Origin of the sequence: Haemophilus haemolyticus (assembly GCF_001008275.1) — a bacterium.
Classification (GTDB): domain Bacteria; phylum Pseudomonadota; class Gammaproteobacteria; order Enterobacterales; family Pasteurellaceae; genus Haemophilus; species Haemophilus haemolyticus_P.
Window position 1 is genome coordinate 1 of record NZ_LCTH01000021.1, and the last position, 7,498, is coordinate 7,498.

Genomic DNA, 7,498 nt, shown 5'->3' on the forward strand with positions numbered 1-7,498 from the left:
TAGGCAGGGTGTGTAAGTGATGTGAGTCATTGAGCTAACCTGTACTAATTGCCCGAGAGGCTTAACTATACAACGCTCAAGTGTTTTTGGAAAACAGAGTGAAAGAAAAAGAAATTAACTAAACGTTCAGCTTGTAGCCAATAAGAACGAGTGAAAGGCAGAGTAGGTGCTGAGTAGCGAAAGATAAAAGATAAAGACGAGTTATCAAAGAATTATCCTGGCGGCGATAGTGCGGTGGAACCACCTGACACCATACCGAACTCAGAAGTGAAACGCTGTAATGCCGATGGTAGTGTGGGGCATCCCCATGTGAGAGTAGGGCACCGCCAGGTTACCAAATACATATCTAAATTAAGTAAAAACAGAATAGCCCCGTGTCGAAAGATATGGGGTTTTTGCTTTTTGGGAATTTACTCATTATTTAAAGAAATAAGAGTCTGATTTTAATTTTCAATATATATGTCTATTTATATCATTTACCGTTTTGATTTTTCATATTTTTCAAATAGACTTTATATACTCATTTCTAATCTCATCCATTATGCTTAAAATTTTAGATGAAATAACTTCAAGTATTATCGCTGACCCTCAAAATAAAGATTTTACAGAACGTGGCATTTTTCCTTTATTTTCAGCGCCTAAAACAGCTCGAATTAATATTGTTGGTCAAGCTCCGGGGGTAAAAGCTGAACAAACTCGTTTATATTGGAATGATAAAAGCGGTGATCGTCTGCGTGATTGGCTAGGTGTGGATTACGATTATTTTTATAATTCTGGGATGTTTGCGGTTCTTCCTATGGATTTCTATTATCCTGGAAAAGGTAAATCGGGTGACTTACCACCTCGTCAAGGTTTCGCCGAAAAATGGCATCCGATGATTTTAGAACATCTCCCTAATATCCAGTTAACAATTCTTATTGGGCAATATGCTCAGAAATATTATTTACCTGAAAATAAAGATAATGTAACTAACACTGTTAAAAATTATCGTCAATTCTTACCGCACTTTATGCCTCTCGTGCATCCTTCCCCTCGCAATCAGCTTTGGATAACAAAGAATCTTTGGTTTGAAGAACAAGTTATTCCTGAATTACAAATTTTAGTTAAACAGATAATTAATAAAGACTAAGTTTTTCATTTCTTACGCACACATAGTAATAACAATCTCTTTTACTTTATGGATATAATAAAGTCTGTATGCACAGTTTTTTTATAACGATAATAATGTTTTAGGAGATTTGATGAAAAATTTCAAATATTTTGCTCAGAGTTATGTGGATTGGGTTATTCGTCTTGGGCGACTTCGTTTTTCTCTTTTAGGCGTGATGATTCTTGCGGTTTTAGCCCTTTGTACTCAGATTTTATTTAGTCTATTTATTGTTCATCAGATCTCTTGGGTAGATATTTTTCGTTCGGTAACTTTTGGCTTACTCACTGCGCCTTTTGTTATTTATTTTTTCACTTTATTGGTCGAAAAACTTGAACATTCTCGCATTGATCTTTCTAGCTCGGTTAATCGGTTGGAAAATGAGGTCGCCGAACGAATTGCCGCTCAGAAAAAATTATCCCAAGCATTGGAAAAGTTAGAAAAAAATAGCCGTGATAAAAGTACCTTACTTGCCACGATAAGCCATGAATTGCGCACACCATTGAATGGAATTGTGGGGCTTAGCCAGATTTTACTTGATGATGAATTAGACGATCGTCAGCGTAATTATTTAAAAACTATCAACATAAGTGCGGTCAGTTTAGGCTATATTTTTAGCGATATTATTGATTTGGAAAAAATTGATGCTAGCCGAATTGAATTAAATCGCCAGCCAACAGATTTCCCCGCCTTATTAAATGATATTTATAATTTTGCTAGTTTCCTCGCCAAACAAAAAAATCTTATTTTTTCTTTAGAGCTTGAGGCTAATTTGCCTAATTGGTTGAATCTTGATCGTGTTCGCTTGAGCCAAATTTTGTGGAACTTAATTAGTAATGCGGTGAAGTTTACAGATCAGGGAAATATTATTCTTAAAATCATGAGAAACCAGGATTGTTACCATTTTATTGTGAAAGATACTGGAATGGGAATTTCGCCTGAGGAACAAAAACATATTTTTGAAATGTATTATCAAGTGAAAGAAAGTCGTCAGCAAAGTGCGGGTAGTGGAATTGGGTTGGCTATTTCTAAAAATCTCGCTCAGTTAATGGAAGGGGATTTAACGGTTGAAAGTGAACGAGGAAAAGGCGCAACTTTCCATCTTACTCTCCATGCTCAAGAAATTTCTGAAAAAGAATCCGTTAAGAAAAATATTCCATCTTTGACCATTCTTTTAGTGGAGGATGTTGACCTCAATATAATGGTTGCGAAAACTATTTTAGAAAAACTTGGGCACCATGTTGATGTTGCGACAAATGGCAAGCAGGCGATCACCTTATTTGAGAAAAATGTTTACGACATTTTATTGCTAGATATTAAATTACCAGATATGAGTGGTTTTGACATCGCCCAATATTTGCGAGAGAACTACGAGAACGGTATTTATGATTTTTTACCGCCAATGATTGCTTTTACTGCCAATGTGATGCAAAGCGAGCAAGAATATTTAGAAATGGGAATGGATGGCGTATTACGCAAACCCATTTCAATTAAGGATTTACACCATTGTCTGCAGCAATTTTTTGCAGATGAAAGCGAATCTATTATGGAAATGAATGATGATAATGAGCTTTCAGAACAGTTTGATTTAGCGCTGATTGAAACGCTTGGAAAATCCCAAATTTTAGAAAATTTATCTTTATTCAAACAAACTATGCCAAATTATCTTACTCAATTATCAAAAGATAAGATGAAAGAAACAGAAGATACCGCCCATAAAATTAAAGGCGCAGCGGCATCGGTAGGGTTAAATCATTTACGTCAATTAGCGGATACTTTAGAAAGTGCGGCTAAAAATTCTGATATTTTTAATTGTGGAGAATTGATTGATGAAATAGGGAATCACTGGTTAGAAAATGTAGAAGACTTAGCTAAATTTTGTCATACTGATGATAAATAACTAGAGAATTTGGCATAAGTTGATTTATTTAAAATTAATACTGATATGTTAAAAAAGAACCCAGCATTTGCTGGGTATTCTGTTTTTATTTTAATTATCTATTTAATATTCCTTTGTGTCTTAATAGGGCATCCAATTGCGGTTCACGGCCACGGAAGCGTTTGAAGAGTTCCATTGGTTCTTCTAAGCCACCACGCGTTAGAATTTCATCTAAGAATGATTTGCCGGTGATTGGGTTGAAAATACCTTCTTCTTCAAAGCGTGAATAGGCATCAGCTGATAGCACTTCTGCCCATAAATAGCTGTAATACCCTGCGGCGTATCCTCCTGCAAAAATATGGCTGAAGCTGTGCGGGGTTCTTGCCCAATCCACACCTTTTATGACGGCAACTTGTGATTTCACTGATTTAAGTGTCTCTAAAATTTGATTGGTTTTTTCCACATCAAAGGTGTGATGTAAACGGAAATCAAAAATCCCGAATTCAAGCTGACGTAAGATAAACATTGCAGCTTGGAAATTTTTCGCTTTTAATAATTGCGTGAGTTTTTCTTTTGGCAACGGCTCGCCCGTTTCGTAATGTCCTGAAATAAACGCCAAAGCCTCTTCTTCCCAGCACCAGTTTTCCATAAATTGACTTGGTAATTCCACGGCATCCCAAGGCACACCGTTAATACCCGCCACATCGGAGACATCAATTTGCGTGAGCATATGATGAATACCATGACCAAATTCGTGGAATATCGTGGTGACTTCATCGTGCGTAAATAACGCTGGCTTATTGCCGATAGGCGCATTGAAGTTGCAAGTTAAATAAGCCACAGGAGTTTGAATGCTGCCATCCAGTTTACGCTTGCGCCCGATACAATCATCCATCCAAGCACCGCCACGTTTGTGTTCGCGTGCATATAAATCAAGATAGAAACTGCCACGGACTTGATCGTTTTCATCAATTAAATCAAAGAAGCGCACATCTTTATGCCAAGTATCCACGCCTTTGCGTTCAACTGCACGAATATTGAAAATGCGTTTAATCAATTCAAATAAACCTGAAATTACGCGATTTTCAGGGAAATATGAGCGCAGTTCTTCATCATTAATGGCGTATAAATGTTGTTTTTGTTTTTCGCTGTAAAAACCAATATCCCAAGGCGCAAGTTCAGTGACACCAAATTCTTTTTCGCAGTAATCTCTCAATTCTTGCAGTTCTTTTTCGCCTTGTGGTTTGGCTCGTTCGGCAAGATGATCTAAGAAATCAAGCACTTGTTGTGGGTTTTCTGCCATTTTTGTGGCAAGTGAAAGTTCGGTGTAAGTATTAAAACCGAGTAATTTCGCCAATTCCACTCGTAATGTAAGAATTTCTTCCATAACTTTACTGTTGTCCCATTTGCCAGCATTAGGACCTTGTTCAGAGGCGCGTGTTGCATAAGCACGGTACATTTCTTCACGCAATGCACGATTTTCACAGTAAGTCATCACAGGCAAATAACTTGGGATTTCTAACGTAAAACGATAGCCCTTTAATCCTTTACTTTCGGCAGATTGTTGTGCAGCTTGTAGTGCGGATTCGGGTAAGCCAGCAAGTTCTGCTTCGTTTTCAATGAGTTTTTCCCAACCCATTGTGGCATCTAATACATTATTGCTGAATTGTGAATTTAATTCCGATAAGCGAGCCACAATTTCGCCATAACGTTGTTGTTTCTCTTCGGAAAGCCCAATGCCTGAAAGTTCAAAATCACGCAGTGAATTTTCAATGGCTTTCTTTTGCGCAATAGAATAATCTGTAAATTCAGCACTGTTTTTTAACTCTAAATAAGCATTATAAAGCCCTTTATGCTGACCAACCCAAGTACTGTATTCAGAAAGCAACGGTAAGCACGTTTGATAGGCTTCACGTAATTCAACACTGTTTTTTACTGAATTGAGATGAGAAACGGGCGACCAAGCACGGTTTAAGCGATCATTAGTTTCCGTTAAAGGCAAAATGAAATTTTCCCAAGTAAAGTGCTGTTGTTTTAACACTTGTTCTATAGTATTGCGACAATCTTGAATTAATTTTTCAACAGCTGGTTGAATATGTTCTGGCTTGATTTGTGAAAATGGTGGTAAGCCTTGAATGTTAAGTAATGGATTTGACATAGACATAAATGTTCCTTTTTTGAAAACTACTTTTTATGTGACGGCAAATTCTATAATATCAAGGTTGAAAAATCTAAAAAATCGGTAATAATGGTTCGCATTTTCTTTTTATTAGGAACATTATGAAGTTTATTTACATTATTTTAGGTTTTCTTTCTCTTGCACTTGGCATTATTGGAATTTTCCTTCCTATTTTACCGACCACGCCTTTTTTATTACTTACTTTATTTTTCTTTGCAAAAGGTTCAAAACGCTTAGAACAATGGTTTTTAGGCACAAGTATTTACCAAAAACATCTCAAGTCCTTTAATGAAAATCGGTCATTAAAGAAAAATACCAAAATTTGTATTTTGACTTTTGTTACCACAATGCTACTAATTGGTTTTTATTTCACGCCAAGTGTAATAGGTCGTAGTGTTATTGTTGCGTTGATTTGCATTAAGTTTTGGTTCTTCTTATTTTGGGTTAAAACCGAAAATGAATAATTTGTTCGCGTTGTGCCAACGAAGTGCGGTTATTTTTTCTATTATTTTTACGATGGTGGCTTGTGATAAATTGGATAATCCTAAGCCTATTTCGCCACAAGTTGAGGTACCAAAAAATACTCAATTAGAATCTAACCGAGTTGAATTAAAACGTGGTGTTTATGGCGATTTGACTTTGCAACCTTGGCAAGCACAAAACGAAGAACAAACTCAATTATTACGCGATCTTTTTGAAGGATTAACAGCTTATGATGTGCAAGGTAATCTTGTTCCAGCTGTAGCAGAAAATTGGCAAACCGAAGACAATAAAACTTGGATTTTCACTTTGCGTGAAAATGCTAAATGGTCAAATGGCGAGCCTATCACTGCATCAGATTTTGTACAATCTTGGCAAACACTTTCTCAATCTGAAAGCCCACTTAAAAATTATTTGGCTTTTATGAATCTGAAAAATGCGAAGGCAGTATTGGAAAAAACGCAAGCTGTGGAATCGCTTGGATTATTCGCCGAAAATGACCGCACTTTACGCATTGAGTTAGATAAAGCATCGCCATATTTACCTTCTATGCTGGCGCACGTCAGCCTTTTGCCTCGTTATACGAAATCGACTGAAACGTTTATCAGCAATGGCGCCTATCAATTACAAAGTCAGGCTGAAAATCAGTATATTTTAACAGCCAATCCTTATTATTGGGCAAAAGAAAAGGTGATATTTCAGCAAGTGAAGTATCAAAAAATTACAGCAGATGCAGATTTGTCTGATTTTGATGTTGTAATGAATCCGAAAAAAGTCGATCAGAATATCCAAGATTATCCGCAACTTTGTACTTACTTCTATGAGTTTAATCTTTCCGATCCTGTGTTACAAAAAAGTGCGGTAAGAAAAGCGATTGTTTCGATGATTTCTACCAAGAATTTGGTTGCAGATATTGCTCATCTTCATCCTAGCAATACTTTTTTGCCAAAATCTATGCTAGGTGAGCAAGAATCTGTTTGGGAGCCTGTTGTTGCAGAACAGCTTCTTTCCCAAAATCAAATTAGTGAAACTCATCCATTGAAATTGCGTATTCGTTATGATGATTCGTCTCTGAATCAAACCATTGCAACGAGATTAAATCGCCAATTATCTCAATCAGATTTATTACGAGTTGAAAATCAAGGGATGAGTTGGCAAGAATTGCAAACGGCTCGCACAAAAGGCGATTTTCAATTAATTCGTTCTGGCTGGTGTGCTGATTTTAATGATCCTGTCGCTTTCTTAAATTTGTTCTATTCAAAAAGCCCTGATAACAAAAATGGCTATAAAAATGCAGAATTTGATCGTTTATTTGAAAGTGCAATGACGACGACATCCGAAAAAGTGCGGTTAGAAAATTACGCGAAATTAAAAGGGATAGTTCAACAAGAATATTTAGTGTTACCCATTTTTCAATATAGTACGCCAGTTTATCTCGCGCCAAGTATAATGGGCGCGCAAGTAAATTCTGTTGGAACCATTTATAGTAAAGATTTATGGCGAAAGGTTAAAAATTAGTAATCACGCTTGCAATCAAGGAAAGAATTCTTTAAGATTGGAGGCATTGGGGACAACTCCGACATCGTCCCCGTAGCGATTATCTTAGATAACTGTGCCTGAACAGCTAACTAAACAACAGATAATCAAGAAAATGAAAAAGAGCATTTTTTTCATTTTACTTACTCCTGATAAGCCCCGATCTTTGGAATACGAGACGGGGTTTCTCGTTTTTAGCAATATGCTAAAAAATCTTTTGATTATTCCATGGCATAAAGTTTAAATAAAAAAGCCATACTGTTCAATACAACAGTAT

Annotated in this window: 5 protein-coding genes and 1 rRNA gene; 5 read left to right on the forward strand and 1 reads right to left on the reverse strand. The window is 36.4% G+C overall.

Going from position 1 to position 7,498, the window contains the following annotated elements; translation table 11 throughout:
• Positions 1–216 precede the first annotated feature (216 nt).
• The 3 genes from rrf to AAX15_RS02815 all read left to right on the forward strand — a co-directional run bounded on the left by rrf (position 217) and on the right by AAX15_RS02815 (position 3,047).
• Positions 217–332, forward strand: a 5S ribosomal RNA gene (gene rrf, locus AAX15_RS02805).
• Positions 333–541: 209 nt separating this feature from the next.
• Complete coding sequence (locus tag AAX15_RS02810; protein ID WP_046939050.1) at positions 542–1,129, forward strand: uracil-DNA glycosylase family protein; 588 nt, start codon at positions 542–544, stop codon at positions 1,127–1,129.
• Between the two features lie 112 nt (positions 1,130–1,241).
• Entirely contained in the window at positions 1,242–3,047 is a 1,806-nt protein-coding gene (locus tag AAX15_RS02815) for an ATP-binding protein (protein WP_046939051.1), read from the forward strand.
• Between the two features lie 94 nt (positions 3,048–3,141).
• Here the strand turns inward: AAX15_RS02815 and prlC are convergent, their stop codons facing one another.
• On the reverse strand, positions 3,142–5,184 hold the full coding sequence (gene prlC / locus AAX15_RS02820) for an oligopeptidase A (RefSeq protein ID WP_046939054.1): 2,043 nt from the start codon (positions 5,182–5,184) through the stop codon (positions 3,142–3,144).
• A 122-nt stretch (positions 5,185–5,306) separates the two neighbouring features.
• Here prlC and AAX15_RS02825 point away from each other — a divergent pair, with 122 nt between their 5' ends.
• Both AAX15_RS02825 and AAX15_RS02830 read left to right on the forward strand, forming a co-directional pair.
• On the forward strand, positions 5,307–5,669 hold the full coding sequence (locus AAX15_RS02825) for a YbaN family protein (protein ID WP_046939052.1): 363 nt from the start codon (positions 5,307–5,309) through the stop codon (positions 5,667–5,669).
• The gene (locus AAX15_RS02830; protein ID WP_046939053.1) at positions 5,662–7,203 is read left to right on the forward strand and encodes a peptide ABC transporter substrate-binding protein; all 1,542 of its coding nucleotides are present in this window, start codon (positions 5,662–5,664) and stop codon (positions 7,201–7,203) included. The genes AAX15_RS02825 and AAX15_RS02830 overlap by 8 nt, the downstream gene beginning before the upstream one ends.
• The last annotated feature ends 295 nt before the right edge of the window (positions 7,204–7,498 follow it).